The following is a 14,666-nucleotide window of genomic DNA, read 5'->3' on the forward strand; positions in this document are numbered from 1 at the left end:
TATGCTCACGCTCGACCGTCGCCATTTGCTGACCAAAGGCGCCCTCGCCGCCGCCGCGCTGGCCACCCCGCGCATCGTCCTGGCGCAAGCCGCGACCGAGCGTCGGTTCGTGTTCATCATTCAGCGCGGTGCGGCCGATGGGCTCAACATCATCATGCCGACGGGCGATCCGGGGTTCGCGCCCGCACGCGGCGCACTCGCCATTCCCGGCGGCACCAAATTGGATGGTATGTTCACCCTCCACCCCGCACTCGCCGAAGCTGCGAAAATGTATGCGGCCAACGAAGCGCTTTTCGCGCACGCCGTCGCGTCGCCCTATCGCGACCGCTCGCATTTCGATGGCCAGAACGTGCTCGAAACCGGCGGCACCGCGGCCTATCAGTTGCGCGACGGCTGGCTCAACCGCTTGCTGACGCAAGTCCCGCGCACCGATGCCTCGGCCATCGCCGTGTCCGCCACGGTTCCCGTCGCGCTGCGGGGCAAGATCGACGTGGCGAGCTATGCGCCGTCGGCGCTGCCCCAGGCGTCCGACGATCTCCTCGCCCGCGTGACCCAACTCTATCAGGCCGACACGCAACTCCACCCGCTCTGGTCGAGCGCGATGGCGACACGCGCCCAGACCAGCGACTTGACGGCGGGCGGCGGCGCCAACGCCGCGGCAACCGGCGCGCTCACCGCTAAGCTCCTCACCGGCCCGAATTCGGCGCGCATCGCAATGATCGAAACCGGTGGCTGGGACACTCATTCGGCGCAGACCGCGAGATTGGGCGCACAGCTCAAGGGCCTCGACGCGATGCTCGCGGCGCTCAAAACCGGCCTCGGCCCCGCATGGAGTGACACGCTCGTCCTCGTCGCCACCGAATTCGGCCGGACCGTTGCGGTCAATGGCACTGGCGGCACCGATCACGGCACGGGTTCGGCAGCAATGCTGTTGGGTGGCGCGGTCGCGGGCGGGCGCGTCGTCGCCGACTGGCCCGGATTGTCGGCGGCCAACCTCTACGAAAATCGTGATCTAAAACCGACGCTGGGTCTCGATACCCTGATCGCCGGTGCCCTCGGGCAGCATTACGGGATCGACCCCGCCCCGCTTGCCCGCGCTTTGTTCCCCGAAACGCCTTATGCCAGCTTCAAGGAACGCCTCGTCCGCGCATAGCCGCCGGCAAAACCGAAGCCACCGATCATCAGCGCCCAGCTCGCCGGTTCGGGCACGAATGCCAGCGCCGTCGCCGCGCCGCCCGAAGTCAGCGTCAGCCCGCTAATTCCGCGGAACGACGAATTCAGCCGGATCGTCGGATCGATATAGGCCGACACACTGCCGCTCGACCCGTCGAAATAAGTGTAGCTCGAGGCATTGAGATAGGCGCGGCTGTAGAAATCGAGCGCGCTGCCATTGGAATATTGATCGCCGCGAACAAAGCCGAAATCCAAACTATAGCCGCCGGTGCCGCAGCCCGACGCGTCGATCGTGCCCGGGATCGCCGTGCAATCCTTGCGGAAAGAGCCTCCAAAGCTCTGGGGATTGGTGGTGACCGCGATCACCGTCGCGCTGCCGACGCCCGACAACGTCGTCCCCCAATTCCCCGAGATCGTTCCTGCCTTGGTCGATTGACCCAGCGTCAACGCAATCTGGTCCGCCGCCGCCATATCCGGCGCGCTGAGCTTGATCGTGTAGAACATGGACATCGATACATTGGCATTATTGGCCAAGGTCTTCTGTGCGACGGTCCCCAAAGAGGGCGATCCCTGGTTGGGCAGGGTCACGGCAAACGCCACGCCCCCGTCAGCATCACCCAGCACGGTATAGCCGGTGGTCGATACGAAATGCACGCCGGGATTGCCGCTGACGGTATAGGTCACCGACGGCATCGCATTGGGCAGCGGCAGGGTGAAAGTCGAAATTCCCCCGCCGACATAATAATTCTGCGGATCGGTCGTCGGAAATTCGAAATACCCCTGAAGCTCGAGCGCGTCGGGCACCGGCGGTACGTAGCACCCATCCCCGGGGCAGGCAGCAAGCGCGGGTGAGGATAAAGCGGCGACAGCGATCGTCGCGATCGAGAACAGCGTCTTGCGCATGGTTAACCCCCCGAGAATGCGCCGCCATCACAACAATTGGACGATATTGATTGTATGAAAACGACATTCCCGCAGCGGGACGGCGCGTGCTCGCATGCGCGACCCGTTTCCGCTACGCCTCGGCCAATGGACCTTTCGTCGCTGCGCATTGCCCTGTTTTCGGGCAATTATAACTTCGTGAAGGACGGCGCGAACCAGGCGTTGAACCGCCTGGTCGGTTATTTGCTGCGCCAGGGTGCGGCGGTCCGCGTCTATTCGCCGACGACCGATCACCCTGCGTTTCCGGCGACCGGCGATCTGGTCAGCGTGCCGTCGGTCCCGCTGCCGGGGCGCGAGGAATATCGCTTCGCCTTCGGCATTATGCCCGCGGCAAAGCGCGATTTGCGCCGTTTCGCGCCCAATATCGTTCACGTCTCCGCGCCCGAAATGCTCGGCCATCGCGCGGTCAGCTGGGCGCGGTGGCACGATCTGCCGATCGTCGCCTCGGTCCACACGCGCTTCGAAACCTATCCGCGTTATTATAATCTGGCGTTTCTCGAACCGGTCATGCTGGCGATCCTGCGGCGTTTCTATCGCCGCTGCGATGCGCTGGTCGCGCCGTCGGACAGTTTTGCCCAGATCCTCCGCGAGCAGCGCATGAATTACGATATCGGCATCTGGTCGCGCGGCCTCGACCACGAATTGTGGAATCCCGGGCGGCGAGATCTCGAATGGCGCCGCGCGCAGGGCATTGCCGACGACGAGGTCGTGATCGGTTTTCTCGGCCGCATCGTTATGGAAAAGGGGCTGGATGTCTTCGCCGAAGCCGTCGAGCGACTGACTCAAAAGCATATCAAACACCGCGTGCTCATCGTCGGCGAAGGGCCGGCGCGCGACTGGTTTCAGCGCCGCCTGCCCGACGCGGTGTTCACCGGTTTCCAGATGGGTCCCGACCTCGCCCGTGCGGTTGCCGGGATGGACATCTTCCTCAACCCCAGCGTCACCGAAACCTTCGGCAACGTATCGCTCGAATCGATGGCCTGCGGTATTCCCGTCGTCGCCGCGCGCGCGGCGGGCAGCGAGGATATCGTCCAGGACGGCGTGACCGGCCTGCTGGTCCGCCCCGGCGCGATTGAGGGCTATGCCAACGCGCTCGCCCGCCTCGCCACCGATCACGATTTCCGTGCGCGCATGGGCCAGGCGGGCATCGCCGAAGCCGCCAAATATGAATGGGACCGCATCAACGCGGCAGTCGCGGAAACCTATCTACGCGTCATCCGCAACCGCCAGACGCGGCTTTAAGCCCAGTCGAATGTCAACGGCGCTTCGCGAAAGGCAAAGCGGTCGAGATGGCGCGCCAAAGCGCCCTTCAGCCCGTCGAGTTGACCGTCGGCACTCGCATCGATCCGGCATTCGAGCGTGTCGGGATGCGCAATCATCGTCACCACCCCGTCGCCCGGCCAGTCGGCTCCCCGCGCGTCGCGGGGAAACGTCACCGTCCCCCGCTCCGGCGTGAATTCCACCTCCAAATTATGCTGCCAATGCTTGCACAATTGCTGGAGGTATTTGCTACCACTGGCCGTCGGCACCATCGCCGTCGCGGATGCGACGGTCACAGGCGCTCGACCTTTTTCGCTGCCTCGTCGATCGCGTCGGCAATCGCGTGCAACTGCTCCGGGCTCAGTTCTTGGCCCATGATGCGGTCCTGCAGCACTTGCCGCAAATTGCCCATCGCGCGGCGCACCGGCCGTGCATCGCCGCGATTGCGCTCCGCACCGACCGCATCGAGCCGGGCAAAGATCGCCGCGACTTCTTCGGCGCGCTCGGCCAGATGTGCCGTGCCCGCCTCGGTAATGCCGAACAGCTTCTTGGCGCCCTCGGCCTGCCGCGCTTCGATCAGGCCCATATCGTCGAGCAAGGTCAGCGTGGGATAAACCACGCCCGGGCTCGGCGCATAGGCTCCGCCCGTCCGCTCCTCGAGCGCGCGGATCAGGTCATAGCCGTGGCGTTCCTGCTCTTCGATCAGCTTGAGCAGCACCAGCCGCAACTCGCCCCCGTCGAACATCCGGCGGCGACGAGCGCCACCGGCTTCCGCCATCGCCTCGCCCCAGGCCTGCCGCGCGTGGCGGCCGAACATCGCATGCATGCCGTAATGGCCGCCGCGCGGGCCGCCTCTGTGTTTATGATAACCAAACATATTTATCTCCTTCTCAAACGGATCTAAGATATATCTTTAGAAAGATCAAGTGGCGAGATGTGCTTGTACTTCTTATCTTTCGCTCATGGCCGATCTCTTCGCCGCTCCCGCCCCACTGGCGCCACTTGCGGACCGCTTGCGCCCACAGGCGTTGGATGAAGTCGTCGGCCAGGATCACCTGACCGGATCCGAGGGAGCGATCGGTCGGATGGTCTCCGCCGGGAAACTCGCCTCGATGATTTTGTGGGGTCCGCCCGGAACCGGCAAGACGACCATCGCCCGCCTCCTCGCCGACGCGGTCGGGTTGCGGTTCGAAGCGATCAGCGCGGTGTTTTCAGGCGTCGCCGACCTCAAGCGCGTCTTCGCCGCCGCCCGCGACGCCGCGACGATGGGCCAGCGCACGCTCCTGTTCGTGGACGAGATCCACCGCTTCAACCGCGCGCAACAGGACGGCTTCCTGCCTTATGTCGAGGACGGCACGATCACCCTGGTCGGTGCGAGCACCGAAAATCCGAGCTTCGAACTCAACGCCGCCTTGCTGAGCCGCGCGCAGGTGCTGGTTCTCCACCGCCTTGATCACGCTGCGCTCGGCCAACTGCTCGACCGCGCTGAATCGGAGGAGAACCGCACCCTCCCCCTCACCCGCGAAGCCCGCGACGCGCTGATCGCCAGTGCCGACGGCGACGGCCGTTTCCTGCTCAATCAGGCCGAGACGTTGTTCAGCGTCGCGATCGCCGAGCCGCTCGATCCGCCCGCGCTTGCCGAACTCCTGCACCGCCGCATGCCGGTCTATGACAAGGACCGCGAGGGGCATTACAACCTCATTTCCGCGCTCCACAAAAGCCTGCGCGGTTCGGACCCGCAGGCCGCACTCTATTGGATGGCGCGCATGCTCGTTGCGGGTGAAGAGCCGCTCTACGTCCTCCGCCGCCTCGTCCGCTTCGCCAGCGAGGATATCGGCCTCGCCGATCCGCAGGCGCTCGTGCAATGCCTCGCCGCCAAGGACGCGTACGACTTTCTCGGCAGCCCTGAAGGCGAACTCGCGATCGTGCAGGCATGCCTCTACCTCGCCACCGCCCCCAAATCGAACGCCGCCTATGTCGCCCAAAAGGGCGCGTGGAAATCGGCCAAGGAAACCGGCAGCCTGATGCCGCCGATGAACATCGTCAACGCCCCGACCAAGCTGATGAAGCAGCTCGGCTATGGCAAGGGCTATGCCTATGACCACGATCAGGCCGAAGGGTTTTCGGGCGACAATTACTGGCCCGACGAAATGACCCCGGTAACCTTTTACAGCCCCGTCGACCGTGGCTTCGAAGCGCGCGTCGCCGAACGTATGGCCCATTGGAACCAACTGCGAGCCGAGCGGCAATGACGCTGGAGGAGGCGCTAAATTTCGCGGCAAGCCTGCCCGGAGGCGAGCGCTCGAAACATTATGGCCAGCCCGCCGCAAAAGTGCACGGGCATGCCGAGGTGTCGACTGGGCATGAGCCGGACAGTTCGTTCGTTCTGCTGATCGACCGCGGCGACGTGGAGATGCTGATGGCGACCGAGCCGGACACGTATTGGCAGACGCCGCATTATGCCGGCTATTCCGCGGTCCTGGTGCGCTACGAAGCCGCTGATGACGACCGCGTCCGCACGATGATTGGACGCGCGGCGGACCAAGCGCGGGCGAAGAAGCCGCCGCGTCGGCGTTGAGGACGTTTGCAAACTTCGCGGCGATTGATTGGTCGGGCGCTGCGGGAGAACGGCACAAGGGCATTGCCGTCGCGCTGTGCGGACCTGCCGGACCGCCCGCGCTCGTCAGGCCTGGCCATCGTTGGTCACGGGCGGAGGTGCTCGACTGGTTGTTGGCAGAGATGCCTGAGGACACGCTGGTCGGGCTCGACTTGAGCGGATCGATGCCCTTTGCCGATGCCAGCGCCTACTTTCCCGGTTGGGACGAAAGTCCCGCCGATGCGCGCGGCCTGTGGGCGCTGGTCGAGCGGCACAGCGCGGACGATCCACATCTCTCTGCCATGAGCTTTTTCGATCATCTGGAAGCATCGCGCTATTTCCGCCGCCATGGCGGCCGGCGCGGCGACCGTTTCGGCGAAGGCCGACAGGGCCGCTTCCGCATCACCGAGAATGCCCAACGCGCGCTTGGCTGTCGCCCTTACAGCAACCTCAATCTGGTCGGCGCGGCACAGGTCGGCAAATCGAGCCTCACCGGTATGCGCGTGCTGCATCGGCTGAGCGGCAAACTGCCGCTGTGGCCGTTCGATGCCGTTCCCGAAACAGGTTCGCTGGTCGTCGAAATTTACACCACCATTGCCGCCATCGCCGCAGGCCGCGCGCCGGGCCGGTCGAAGATGCGGAGCTATGAGGCGCTTAATGATGCCCTCGGCAATCTTGGCAGCCCGCCCGTGCCAAGCGAAGGCGCGATCGACGACCACACCAGCGACGCACTGCTCACCGCAGCGTGGTTGCGCCATGTCCATGGCGACGCGGCACTGTGGCACCCGCCCGGTCTCGACGCGGTCCGCTTCACCGAAGGCTGGACGTTCGGCGCACGCTGACGTTACAGGGCACCCAAGCCGGCTTAGCTCAGATGGTAGAGCACCTGATTTGTAATCAGGGGGTCAGGGGTTCGATCCCTCTAGCCGGCACCATCATGACAGACTCAAATCATCCAGGGGATGATTTGTCGCGAGCGTGATCCGGGGGTAGCGAGGCCGCAGGAGAATGCCGTGCTGACCAAGGGCGACGATTACCCGATCCATCAGACGCCCGAACCGGTGGCGTTCGCGGGCACCGACCGCAATTTCTACGACCGCTATTTCTTCAACGGCTATGGCCCCGAAGGCGAAGCGTTTTTCGCCATCGCGTTTGGCATTTATCCCAATCTCAACGTCGCCGACGCGCATTTTTCGTGCTTGGTTGGCGGCAAGCAAATCTGCCTCCACGCCTCGAAATTGCTCGGCATGGAGCGCATGGACCTGTCCGTCGGGCCGATCAGCATCGACATCGTCGAACCGCTGCAAATCCTCCGCGTTCGCATCGCGCCGACCGACGGCATCGCCGCCGATTTGACCTTCACTGGTCGCCATTTTCCGATCGAGGAGCCGCGTTTCACGCGCCGTTTCGGTCCGCGCAGTTTCATGGACTACACCCGCCTGACGCAGAACGGCCATTGGTCCGGCTGGTACGAGATCGATGGCCAGCGGGTTGGCGTCGACACCCATGTCGGCACGCGCGACCGCAGCTGGGGCGTCCGGCCCGTCGGTGCGCGCGATCCCCAGCCCATCGTGCCCGAAGTCGCGCCGCAATTCTACTGGCTGTGGTCGCCCGCCAATTTCGCAAATGGCTCGCTGTTCTTCCACGTCAACGCCGATGCGGAAGGGAAGCCGTGGAACGTCCGTGCGGTGCGACAGGCGGACAGCGGCGAGCATGACGAAACCAGCGACGGGGCGATGACCCTGACTCTCGAACCCGGCCTGCGTCATGCCAGCGCGGCGACCCTCACCGCAAAATTCGGCGATGATCGCCTGGCCGCGACGTTCGAACCCGGCGCGAAATTCCTGATGCGCGGGATCGGTTACGGCCATCCCGACTGGCCGCATGGCGGGTGGAAAGGCGCGCTGGCGGTCGAACGCGAAGACATGGGCCCGGCGGCCATTTCCGCCGGGCGCCCCGACCATCTGCACATTCAGGCACTGGCGCGAGTCACCGTCGAGGATGGCGGGCAAACGCACGTCGGGACCGGCATCCTCGAACAACTGATCCTCGGCCCTTACGCCCCACTCGGACTCACGACGGTGTTCGGTGACTAAGGTCTTTCGCGTCGAACAGGTCACCGCAGAATGGCTCAGCGAAATGCTGGGCACCCGCATCGACCGGTTGTCGCACACCCCGATCGGAACCGGCCAAGTCGGGGCGACCTATCGGTTCACTCTGGCCGGTGCAGGCGCGCCCGCGACGCTGGTCGGAAAATTCGCGGCCACCGACGACGTGTCGCGCGCGACCGGTGTGGCACAGAACAGCTATAAGCGCGAGACCGGCTTTTACGACCGCTTGGCGCGGGGGAAGTCGTTGCCGGTTCCTGAAATACTATATGTTGGGTTCGATGAGGCGACGCACGATTTCGCCCTGATCATGCGCGAAATCGCCGGCGCACGCGCGGGCGATCAACTCGTGCCGTTAACGCAAAACGAAGCCGAGACCGCGGTCGATGCACTCGCGGCCGTTCACGGAGCATTCTGGGCCGACGCGACGCTCAACACGCGCGACTGGTTGCCGGGCTCAGCAAAGCTGCCGCACGGCACGGTCGATCCGCTTTATGCGATGCTGTGGCCTGCGTTTCTCGAACGTTATGGCGCATGCGTCACGCCGGCGATGCGTGAGGCCGGCGACGCTCTTGTGGACCGCGTCGATGCGTGGATCGCTTGTGGCGGATCTAAAACGCTCGTCCACGGTGATTATCGCCACGACAATCTGCTGTTCGACCCGCAGGGCGGCGTGACTATCGTGGATTGGCAGACCTGCGCCGTCGGGCGTGGCGTGCGCGATCTTGCCTATTTCGCCGGCACGTCGCTTTCACCGAACGATCGGCGGGCTTGGGAACGCGTATTGTTCGACCGCTGGTTGTCGGCGATCAAAGCTGAAACCGAAGCCGATACAGAGTGGGTCGAATATCGCCGCAGTGCTTTTGCCGGCTTCCTGATGGCTGTCGCGGCGTCGATGATCGTCGGACGCACCGAACGCGGCGACGCGATGTTCCTCACCATGGGTGAGCGCGCCGCCGCGATGGTTCTTGATCTAGGCTCGATCAACCTGATTTAACGGCAGGAATAACCGTTCCGTGATCCGTTGCGATCGATCGAACTGCCGACGGCACCACCGGCTGCGGCACCGATCAGCGCGCCGAGCAAGCTCGAACGGCCATTGGCGATGGTCGCGCCAGCCAGCGCACCGACACCCGCACCGATGATCAGACCGGTCGTGCCGTCCGACCGGCGGCAATAATAGCGCCCGTCATACCCACGATAGACGCGGTCGTTCTGGCTGAGCCGGCGCGGCTGATAATAGCGGCCGTCGCGATAGTAGCGGTCGGCATAATAGGTGCCGTAACGCGGGTCGGGATTGTTATAGTCGTAACGGTTCCACTGGCGATAATGGCGCAGTTCACGGCGGTAGTCGCGACGCGCCTGATCGTAATTATAGACGCCGCGCGCAGCGTTTTCGCGCTCGAACGTCGTCTGCTGTGCTTGCGCCGGGGCGGCGGCGACGGTCATTCCCGTCATCGCCGTTGCGGCCAGCGCGATCGCATTGATCATCGTCTTCATCGGGTCTCTCCTACGATTGACGCAGGTTGAACGGACCGCAGGTGGAACGGTTGCGTGAACCCAAAACTACTTTCGGTTCACCCGGGCGTCAGGCGGCCGACGTGCGCCCGGTCCGCTCTAATTTGCCCCAGCCGACACGCGGTCCCGACAGCGCCGCGCCGATCGCGCGCAGCACCACGCCATACATCAACTGGCGATAGACGATGCGCTGCGTGATCAGCCGCCAGAACGGATAGCCCTTCTCGCGTGGCTCCAGCCGATAGGCGATGAACCCGCACAGCAAATCGATGGCGGTGAACACGATCCAGAAAATCGCCATCGTCAGCACATCGGACTGCGTCTGCGCCCAGCCATGCTGGTGCACCCGGATCACCGTGCCGATCGCGCTCACGACCAGGGCGAGGTCGATGACCGGCGAGATCATCGCAAATACAATCTGGAACAACCACGCCTGTGGCAGCCCGACCAGCGCCAGCCCCAGCGGCTTGCGCGTGCGGATCACCGCGCGATGCTTCCACAGACATTGCAGCGTGCCATAGGCCCAACGGAAACGCTGCTTGCCCAACTGGCGCAGCGTTTCCGGCGCCTCGGTCCACGCCACGGCGTCGATGTCATACGCCACGCGCCAGCCCGCGCGCTGAATGGCGATGGTCAGATCCTGATCCTCGGCCAGCGTGTCGAGCGGATAGCCGCCGACCGCGTCGAGTGCCGTCCGACGCCACGCCCCGACCGCGCCCGGCACGACGGTGATCGCGTCGAAGCCGGTCAGCGCACGGCGTTCGAGATTCTGCGCGGTGACATATTCGGTCGCTTGCCAGCGGGTGACGATGTTGACGCGGTTGCCGACCTTGGCATTCCCCGCGACGGCGCCCAGCGTCGGATCGGCGAACCAGCGGGCCAGGCGCGCGATCGTCGTCGTTTCGAACTGCGTATCGGCATCGAGCGCGATGACGATGTCCGATGTCGTCAGCTCCAGCCCGAGATTGAGCGCCCGCGCCTTCCCGCCGTTTTCCAGCGTGAGGAGGCGCACCCGCGGTTCATCGGCAAAGGCGGCAGAGACGATCGCGCTGGTATCGTCTTTCGATCCGTCGTCGATGACGATCACTTCGACACGCACATCTTCGCTCGCCAGCACGCGGTGGATAGACCCTTCGATCACGCGCGCTTCGTTGAACGCGGGGATGAGCACGGAGACCAGAGCGTTGCTCTCCCCCGCGGGCGGGTCATCCTGCCGCCCGTTTTGCCGGACCGCCAAAATCGCCATCAGCACCGCGCGCGCAATGCCCAGCGAAATCGCGACGTAGAACAGCCATTTGAGCAACCAGAGCAACGATGCGAGGAACAGGAACACGCTAACGTCGACCCGCACGGCGAGCAGGTCGCTGCCTTTGACCAATGGCATCACCGCTTGCGGCGTGACCCCGGCCAGTTCGGACACTGTGACGATCTTCAAACCCTTGGCGCGCAACCCATCGATGATCGCGGGCAAGGCCGCGACAGTCTGTGCACGGTCGCCACCGCCATCGTGGAGCAGGATGATGCGCGTCGAATGCTGCGGATCGGCGCTGTCGCCGGCGGCCAGCGCTTTCTGGATGATCGCCGCGACGCCGGGGCGTTTCCAATCGTCGGGATCGACGTGCAGCCCGACATTCAGATAACCAGCCTGCTGCGCCGCGAGCGCCGGGCGCAATTCCTCGCTGGTCGTCGGCTCGGCGTCGCCGAAATATGGTGCGCGGAACAACCGCGTCGAATGCCGCGTATACGCCTCGATCAGCCGCTGCGAGGCGTTGAGCTCCAACTGCGTGCCACGCGGTGAGACCTCGGCGAGATTGGGATGCGTGTAGCTGTGGTTACCCAACTCGCTGCCGCCATCGACGATGCGCCGGAGCAATTGCGGGTGCGAAATCGCATTCTCGCCGATGACGAAGAAAGTGGCGGGCGCATGCTTCGCCTCGAGCACGTCGAGGATACGCGGGGTCCAGGTCGCATCGGGGCCATCGTCGAACGTCAACGCGACCATCCCCGCACGATCGCCGCCTCGGCGCACGACATAGGGGCTGGGCAAACTTTGATAGGCGACCTGGCGGATCAGTCCGCTGGCGTCGAACGCCACCTGCCGCGCGCCATCGCGCGGCGTGGCTTCGATGCGCAGCAATTCGCCAGTGCCTTCGACGTCGACACTGCCTTCGTAACGGACGATACTCAGGTCGGGCTGCGTCCCCGCCTCGACCGCCGCCTGCGCCGCCCAGAACCCGGGGTCTTCGCTGCCCATGCGCCACAAGGCGACGCCGGCGACGCCTTCGCGGCGCACCGCCTTCAACTGATTATACGCGCTCGCGGCGTCGAGGATCCAGACGTTGTGCGTGACCCCGTCTTCTTCGTACGAGAACGTCGAATTACCCGATGTCTTGTCGAACCCCGGCGTCGCATCGCTTTCGGATGCCTCGAGCCATGCTTCCTCGACCGACAGATTGTCGCTGTCCTTGCCGTGCCAGTCATAGGCGTAATTGCCGACCGCCACGATCGCCTTGTTGCGTGGCACCTGGCGCAGCGCGTCCTGCAGGCGCGCGATGAACCAGCCCTGCGATGCGATCGGCCCGGGGCCGAACCCGGGCGAATGCTCGTCATAATCCATCAGGAACAACCGGTCGGCGGCGCGCGCGAAATCGGCGAGGCGCCAGTCGGGATCGCCGAGCGGCACGGCCAGCGTGACCAACCAGCCGCGCTTGGCAAATTCGGCGCGCGTTTCGCCGATGAAACGCAAATAATCGCCCAATGCCGAACGCGGCAATTCTTCGAAATCGAACGCGATGCCGCCGCCTTTTTCGCGCTCGACCATTGCCGTCAGCACCTTGAGCATCGCGCCGCGTCGCGCCGGGTCGGCGAGGATCGCCGCCATGCCCGGGCCATCCCATTTGTCGTTGGCGGCGTTCTGCACCATCGGCAGGACGCGGGGGCGGTTGGGCGCGGCGGCAATAACGCGGTCGAACGACGGATCGGCGGTGAACACCGCGCGCTTGCCGCCTTCCGTAATGCTGCCGAGCGTCGGCACGACCCAATCGAGTTGCGCCACATCTCGATGCAGCGAACTCAGGCTGTCCGGGTCCCACGGCACATAGAAACCGACCATCACCGCATCGGCGGCGGTCGCATGCGCGCGGCCCGAGGGCAGCCAGCCAATCTGTCGCCCGATCCGCGCGAGCTGCTGCTTCAGCGGGCGGGCCTGATACCGCTCACCGATCGGATGCAACGGGCCGCCGACCGGCACCGCCAGCACGGTGATGGCGAAGGCGACTGCGCCCGCGACGATCAGCAGGAGCAGCGCGCCGACCACGGCGATCGACCGCCGTCGGCGGCGCCCGCTCGGATCGTAGAAAATCGGATTTTCGGCCATCGTCAGAGCGCCTACTTCAACAGCACCAGTTCCTCGGCCATCGTCGGGTGCAAGGCAATCGTGTCATCGAACTGCGCCTTGGTCAGTCCCGCCTTGACCGCCACCGCCGCCGCCTGAAGAATTTCCGCCGATTCCGGGCCGATCATGTGCAGCCCGACGACGACATCGTTCGAGGCGTCGCAGATCATCTTGTACAGCGACCGTTCGTTGCGCCCCGCCAGCACATTCTTCATCGGCCGGAAATCCGAGGTATAGACCTTGACCGCGCCCAGCTGGTTCTTCGCCTGCCCCTCGGTCATGCCCACGGCGGCGATCGGCGGGTGGCTGAACACTGCGCTCGGCACATTGACGTAATCGACGCGCGTCGGCTTGTTGCCGAAGACGGTATCGGCAAACGCTTGTCCCTCGCGGATCGCGACGGGGGTCAACTGGATGCGGTCGGTCACGTCGCCCACCGCATAGATCGATCCGACCGACGAGCGGTTATCCTCATCGACCTTCACCGCGCCCTTGTCCGTAAGCACAACACCCGCCTCTTCGAGCCCCAGCCCCTTGGTATTGGGCGCGCGACCGGTGGCGAACAGCACCATGTCGGCATGGATGTTTTCGCAACCCGCCATGTGCACGTCGAGCGTGCCGTCCTTGCGCTTGACGATCTTTTCGAATGGCGCGTTGAAGCGGAATTCGATTCCTTTCATCACCGAGATCTGCAGCAACCGGTCGCGGATCTGCTCGTCATAGCCGCGCAAGATCTGGTCGCTGCGATTGACCAGGATCACGCGCGCCCCGAACTGATGGAATATTCCCGCAAATTCGTTGGCGATATAGCCGCCGCCCGCGATCACGATGCGCTTTGGCAGCTTTTCGAGGTTGAACACCTCGTTCGACGTAATGCCGTGCGCACTGCCGGGGAATGTCGGGACGATGGGATAACCGCCGGTCGCGATCAGGATGGTCTTGGCGGTTATGTCGCGTCCGCTGGCCAATTTGATCCCGTTGGGCCCGGTAATGACCGCGCGCTCCCTGATGACCTCGACATGGTGATTGCCCAGCGTCTGGCCGTATAATTCTTCCAGCCGGTCGACTTCGGCCAGCACATTGTCGCGAAGGACCGGCCAATCGAACTTGCAGTCGGGTACGTCCCACCCGAACCGCCGCGCATCGGCCAGATCTTCGGCAAAATGCGCGCCATAAATCAGCAGTTTCTTGGGCACGCAGCCGCGGATGACACAGGTGCCGCCGACGCGGAATTCCTCGGCCACCGCCACCTTCGCACCATGCGCCGCGGCGACCCGGCTGGCGCGCACGCCGCCCGACCCCGCGCCGATGACGAACAGGTCGTAATCGTATTCAGCCATGCGTCATTCCTTTAGTGACTGCCTAAGTCACCCCGCGGGCATGTTGGCAAGACGGCATTCGGGCCAGGTGCGCAGACCCACGGTCAAGCGCGCCCAATCACCCCGCGTCCAGAACTCCGTCCGGCGGCGATGATCCAGCCCCGTGAAACGCGCGCCGTCGGCGCTGACCGTCTGCGCCAACCGCAGCAACCGCCCATCGAAGTTGAGCACCACCCGGTCGCGCGAAAAACGCGCGATCACCACCGTCGGACCGCATTGAAAACGCGCCGCGGTCGGGATCGTCGCGCCCGCCAAAGCCATTGCCGCCAACACGATCATCGCCGTCTCCCAACCTT

The 14,666-nt window shown here is 64.6% G+C and carries 14 protein-coding genes and 1 tRNA gene; 8 read left to right on the top strand and 7 right to left on the bottom strand.

Going from position 1 to position 14,666, the window contains the following annotated elements:
- Window position 1 precedes the first annotated feature (1 nt).
- On the top strand, window positions 2-1,153 hold the full coding sequence (locus ACM9ME_RS12280) for a DUF1501 domain-containing protein (protein WP_415643750.1): 1,152 nt from the start codon (window positions 2-4) through the stop codon (window positions 1,151-1,153).
- Here ACM9ME_RS12280 and ACM9ME_RS12285 read toward each other — a convergent pair.
- Window positions 1,117-2,076, bottom strand: a complete 960-nt coding sequence (locus ACM9ME_RS12285) for a PEPxxWA-CTERM sorting domain-containing protein (RefSeq protein WP_415643751.1) — start codon at window positions 2,074-2,076, stop codon at window positions 1,117-1,119. The genes ACM9ME_RS12280 and ACM9ME_RS12285 overlap by 37 nt on opposite strands.
- 126 nt (window positions 2,077-2,202) lie before the next feature.
- Between ACM9ME_RS12285 and ACM9ME_RS12290 the strand changes: the two genes are divergently transcribed.
- Window positions 2,203-3,357 (top strand): glycosyltransferase family 4 protein, encoded by a 1,155-nt coding sequence (locus ACM9ME_RS12290; RefSeq protein WP_415643752.1) that lies wholly within the window; start codon window positions 2,203-2,205, stop codon window positions 3,355-3,357.
- Here ACM9ME_RS12290 and ACM9ME_RS12295 read toward each other — a convergent pair.
- On the bottom strand, window positions 3,354-3,647 hold the full coding sequence (locus tag ACM9ME_RS12295; protein ID WP_415643807.1) for a DUF2218 domain-containing protein: 294 nt from the start codon (window positions 3,645-3,647) through the stop codon (window positions 3,354-3,356). The two genes, ACM9ME_RS12290 and ACM9ME_RS12295, sit on opposite strands and share 4 nt — an antisense overlap.
- A gap of 20 nt (window positions 3,648-3,667) precedes the next feature.
- Window positions 3,668-4,252: a PadR family transcriptional regulator gene (locus ACM9ME_RS12300; RefSeq protein WP_415643753.1), complete on the bottom strand. Its 585-nt coding sequence runs from the start codon at window positions 4,250-4,252 to the stop codon at window positions 3,668-3,670.
- A gap of 85 nt (window positions 4,253-4,337) precedes the next feature.
- On the opposite strand from ACM9ME_RS12300, the gene ACM9ME_RS12305 reads away from it, so the two are divergent.
- From ACM9ME_RS12305 to ACM9ME_RS12330, 6 genes are all read left to right on the top strand, one after another.
- The gene (locus ACM9ME_RS12305; RefSeq protein ID WP_415643754.1) at window positions 4,338-5,627 is read left to right on the top strand and encodes a replication-associated recombination protein A; all 1,290 of its coding nucleotides are present in this window, start codon (window positions 4,338-4,340) and stop codon (window positions 5,625-5,627) included.
- On the top strand, window positions 5,624-5,953 hold the full coding sequence (locus ACM9ME_RS12310) for a hypothetical protein (RefSeq protein WP_415643755.1): 330 nt from the start codon (window positions 5,624-5,626) through the stop codon (window positions 5,951-5,953). The genes ACM9ME_RS12305 and ACM9ME_RS12310 overlap by 4 nt, the downstream gene beginning before the upstream one ends.
- A complete protein-coding gene (locus ACM9ME_RS12315; RefSeq protein WP_415643756.1) occupies window positions 5,950-6,813 on the top strand; it encodes a hypothetical protein in 864 nt (287 codons plus the stop codon). The genes ACM9ME_RS12310 and ACM9ME_RS12315 overlap by 4 nt, the downstream gene beginning before the upstream one ends.
- Before the next feature lie 17 nt (window positions 6,814-6,830).
- Window positions 6,831-6,906 (top strand) — tRNA-Thr (locus ACM9ME_RS12320).
- A gap of 78 nt (window positions 6,907-6,984) precedes the next feature.
- Entirely contained in the window at window positions 6,985-8,067 is a 1,083-nt protein-coding gene (locus tag ACM9ME_RS12325) for a hypothetical protein (RefSeq protein WP_415643757.1), read from the top strand.
- Window positions 8,060-9,076 (top strand): phosphotransferase family protein, encoded by a 1,017-nt coding sequence (locus ACM9ME_RS12330; protein WP_415643758.1) that lies wholly within the window; start codon window positions 8,060-8,062, stop codon window positions 9,074-9,076. Before ACM9ME_RS12325 ends, ACM9ME_RS12330 begins: the two co-directional genes overlap by 8 nt.
- Here ACM9ME_RS12330 and ACM9ME_RS12335 read toward each other — a convergent pair.
- From ACM9ME_RS12335 to ACM9ME_RS12350, 4 genes are all read right to left on the bottom strand, one after another.
- Window positions 9,073-9,579, bottom strand: coding sequence for a glycine zipper 2TM domain-containing protein (locus tag ACM9ME_RS12335; RefSeq protein ID WP_415643759.1), 507 nt, complete (start codon window positions 9,577-9,579; stop codon window positions 9,073-9,075). The genes ACM9ME_RS12330 and ACM9ME_RS12335 overlap by 4 nt on opposite strands.
- An 88-nt stretch (window positions 9,580-9,667) precedes the next feature.
- The gene (locus ACM9ME_RS12340; protein ID WP_415643760.1) at window positions 9,668-12,973 is read right to left on the bottom strand and encodes a polysaccharide deacetylase family protein; all 3,306 of its coding nucleotides are present in this window, start codon (window positions 12,971-12,973) and stop codon (window positions 9,668-9,670) included.
- A gap of 11 nt (window positions 12,974-12,984) precedes the next feature.
- On the bottom strand, window positions 12,985-14,331 hold the full coding sequence (gene gorA / locus ACM9ME_RS12345; protein ID WP_415643761.1) for a glutathione-disulfide reductase: 1,347 nt from the start codon (window positions 14,329-14,331) through the stop codon (window positions 12,985-12,987).
- A gap of 27 nt (window positions 14,332-14,358) precedes the next feature.
- The gene (locus tag ACM9ME_RS12350) at window positions 14,359-14,649 is read right to left on the bottom strand and encodes an MliC family protein (RefSeq protein WP_415643762.1); all 291 of its coding nucleotides are present in this window, start codon (window positions 14,647-14,649) and stop codon (window positions 14,359-14,361) included.
- Window positions 14,650-14,666 lie beyond the last annotated feature (17 nt).

Origin of the sequence: Sphingomonas antarctica (assembly GCF_965137005.1) — a bacterium.
Classification (GTDB): Bacteria; Pseudomonadota; Alphaproteobacteria; order Sphingomonadales; family Sphingomonadaceae; genus Sphingomonas_O; species Sphingomonas_O antarctica.

Coding starts and splice junctions, on each gene's coding strand:
- ACM9ME_RS12310 (WP_415643755.1), top strand. CDS start 5,624: ATGACGCTGGAGGAGGCGCTAAATTTCGCGGCAAGCCTGCCCGGAGGC.
- ACM9ME_RS12340 (WP_415643760.1), bottom strand. CDS start 12,973: ATGGCCGAAAATCCGATTTTCTACGATCCGAGCGGGCGCCGCCGACGG.
- ACM9ME_RS12285 (WP_415643751.1), bottom strand. CDS start 2,076: ATGCGCAAGACGCTGTTCTCGATCGCGACGATCGCTGTCGCCGCTTTA.
- ACM9ME_RS12295 (WP_415643807.1), bottom strand. CDS start 3,647: ATGGTGCCGACGGCCAGTGGTAGCAAATACCTCCAGCAATTGTGCAAG.
- ACM9ME_RS12350 (WP_415643762.1), bottom strand. CDS start 14,649: ATGATCGTGTTGGCGGCAATGGCTTTGGCGGGCGCGACGATCCCGACC.
- ACM9ME_RS12305 (WP_415643754.1), top strand. CDS start 4,338: ATGGCCGATCTCTTCGCCGCTCCCGCCCCACTGGCGCCACTTGCGGAC.
- ACM9ME_RS12290 (WP_415643752.1), top strand. CDS start 2,203: ATGGACCTTTCGTCGCTGCGCATTGCCCTGTTTTCGGGCAATTATAAC.
- ACM9ME_RS12280 (WP_415643750.1), top strand. CDS start 2: ATGCTCACGCTCGACCGTCGCCATTTGCTGACCAAAGGCGCCCTCGCC.
- ACM9ME_RS12300 (WP_415643753.1), bottom strand. CDS start 4,252: ATGTTTGGTTATCATAAACACAGAGGCGGCCCGCGCGGCGGCCATTAC.
- ACM9ME_RS12335 (WP_415643759.1), bottom strand. CDS start 9,579: ATGAAGACGATGATCAATGCGATCGCGCTGGCCGCAACGGCGATGACG.
- gorA (WP_415643761.1), bottom strand. CDS start 14,331: ATGGCTGAATACGATTACGACCTGTTCGTCATCGGCGCGGGGTCGGGC.